General features: G+C 38.7%; 3 protein-coding genes and 1 tRNA gene. 3 read left to right on the forward strand and 1 reads right to left on the reverse strand.

Translation table 11 applies throughout. From position 1 onward, the window contains the following. A partial coding sequence (locus M8E35_RS26070; protein ID WP_252473886.1) for a hypothetical protein occupies positions 1–221 on the forward strand: 221 nt, incomplete at its 5' end. Positions 222–1,035: 814 nt separating this feature from the next. Here the strand turns inward: M8E35_RS26070 and M8E35_RS26075 are convergent. Continuing rightward, positions 1,036–1,122, reverse strand: a tRNA-Leu gene (locus M8E35_RS26075). 156 nt (positions 1,123–1,278) lie between these two features. Here M8E35_RS26075 and M8E35_RS26080 point away from each other — a divergent pair. Together M8E35_RS26080 and M8E35_RS26085 are read left to right on the forward strand one after the other, a co-directional pair. Beyond that, entirely contained in the window at positions 1,279–2,016 is a 738-nt protein-coding gene (locus tag M8E35_RS26080) for a YkgJ family cysteine cluster protein (protein WP_252473887.1), read from the forward strand. 150 nt (positions 2,017–2,166) lie between these two features. Beyond that, positions 2,167–2,523, forward strand: a complete 357-nt coding sequence (locus M8E35_RS26085; protein ID WP_252473888.1) for a DUF1294 domain-containing protein — start codon at positions 2,167–2,169, stop codon at positions 2,521–2,523. Positions 2,524–2,541: the final 18 nt, after the last annotated feature.

Genomic DNA, 2,541 nt, shown 5'->3' on the forward strand with positions numbered 1-2,541 from the left:
AGTATTCACGAATATTCATAATAACATTTCCCGAGGGTCAGAGTAGACTCTTTTTGTTTTTGGTTAAAAGGAGGGGGAACATGGCTGATCAATTGGATATTACCCTTAGCTTTAGGGTTATGGGCATACAAATAGAGGTTCTATTAAAGAGGAAATATAGGGGAATTGTGGAATATAGTTATACTAAGGATTTTTTGGGATTCCGTTCATTAACAGACTGATCCAAAGTTAGATATTACTTAGCTTGAACTTAATAGGCTTCAAGGAGGAGAAACGCTAAGTGGAAACAAGTCAATTGAGGAGATTAAGGTTCATCGAAGGTTTAATAATAAACATTCCCTATATGTTAGTGGTAATGCTGATTTTTGTAATGCCACTATACTTAGGAATGTCCTCACGACTCACAGCTAGTTTATTATTAATGATAGTTTTGTGTTCTATTGTATTTAGTCGAAGAATGAGTAGTCTTTTCTATGTCAGGATATTTCCATTTATGAAACCTCTTTGGGATTATGATCAACAAAAATTGATTTCAGATAAATGGATCAAATGGAGACGTAACTGTAGGTTTTTTAATGCTCTACTGGTTATCGGAATAATTTTTATTGTAATATATCCTCCACCATTTCCTGAACGAATAAATTGGTTATCACTTAGGTACACAATTCTAGGGAGTTTAATTGGATACAATATCGGCATGGTTTGGAACGTCTTCACAGAAAAATTTGATTATTAAAGCACGTATACGTACTGTTATAAGTGCAGTCGTTAGAGCAAAAGTATTAATGGAGGTTAGCTATAATTTTCCTTGATTTCCTCTTTGTTTCGGCTTCAATAAGTCTCTTTCTCATAATAATTCCTAATTGTGCTTAGTCGTTCGCTAGATTTTCGCTCTAACGCACTACTCGGAGGATTTTGCGAGTCCGCAAACCCGTATGAATCAAGCAGACATTCTTTCCCTTCTTAAATCTAACGCATACGCGTCAATAACAAAAAGCGACTAGTCTTTTTCGACTAATCGCTCAAACTCGCTTATGGTGCGGTCAAGAGGACTTGAACCTCCATGCCCTTGCGAGCACTAGAACCTGAATCTAGCGCGTCTGCCAGTTCCGCCATGACCGCGTAACAAAGATTATTATATGAGAAGACAGAGGGTTTGTCAATAGATATGTTCATATAGTTATGACCCAGACGAGGCTGTCGGTACGTAGTTATTTAAACTATCTTATCCTCGAGAGATGATTTATAATAATAAAAGACTTGAAAGGTGGCGAATTTATGGATCACAGAGATTTAGTCCTAGGTGAAGACGATGAGTTTAAATTTCATTGCCATGATGGGCTGGATTGCTTTAAAAAATGTTGCCGGGATATCAATATTTGTCTCACTCCTTACGATGTCTTGAGGATGAAGAATTTCCTGGGCCTTTCTTCAGGAGAGTTTTTGGATAAATACACCATTAAGGTGCCGGTGCATCACTCCGGCTTTTCTATTGTTCAAATCAAGATGTCCGAGGAGGATGACCTGAAATGTCCTTTCATCACACCCAAAGGATGTCGGGTTTACCCAGAGCGGTCCTGGTCTTGCCGAATTGCGCCGGTGGACATGCTGGGCGGGGGGAAATATTCTTTTGCTTTTGAAAGTTCCCGCTGCCACGGGCTAAATGAGACAAAGACACAAACCATAAAGGAATGGGTCCGTGACCAGGGTTTAGAGATCTATGAAGAAATGGAACAGGGGTTTAGCGAGATACCTAAACACTTAAAACTTGCCGTTAACCGGGAAACTGATGAAAAGATTATTAAACTTTCCTTTATGGCCTGCTATGATCTGGACAAATTCAGGAGTTTTCTAATAGATAACCCTTCCTTGTGTGAAAAGATGGATATAAATGAGGAGATACTAAACCTAATCACGCATGATGACGTGCAGTTAATGAAATTTGGTTTTAAGTTGCTATCTTCGGGACCAGACCGGTTGAAAGACCTACTAACTGATGGGGCTGAATTGAGTTGAGCACGTATTATGTCATTAATATCTCCGAAAGATTTATGATACAATATCTTAATATACAAGAGGATTGAAAAGCTCCTGCATTAAGCATGCTAGGGGTTTTTCCTAATTAGTGCGGTAAACTAGTGTTCGAAAGATTAGGAGGAGATGGAAATGAGTTTGGGGATTTTTCTAGGTGCCTACTTCCTTTGGAATAGTTATGTTTTTGTGGCTATGGGGAGGGATAAACGTCGGGCAAAATTGAACCGATGGAGGATTTCCGAAGCCAGGTTGCTCTTCATGGGGGCGATGCTAGGAGGGGTTGGACTTTATGCTGGAATGAAGTATTTTCATCATAAGACTACTCGCTTGAAGTTCACTATCGGAGCGCCTTTATTAATTTTAGTTAATCTCATATTGATTGGGACTGTTTACTATTTATGGTGCTCTGGTGTGGATATTTTGGTGGGGCAGAGGTTCTTCCTCAAATTTGAGTATAAACACACATTAAACTGTGTATTTATGGTATAATTAATGAAAATAATACCC

The sequence above is a fragment of the Desulfosporosinus nitroreducens genome (genome assembly GCF_023897015.1).
Lineage (GTDB): Bacteria > Bacillota > Desulfitobacteriia > Desulfitobacteriales > Desulfitobacteriaceae > Desulfosporosinus > Desulfosporosinus nitroreducens.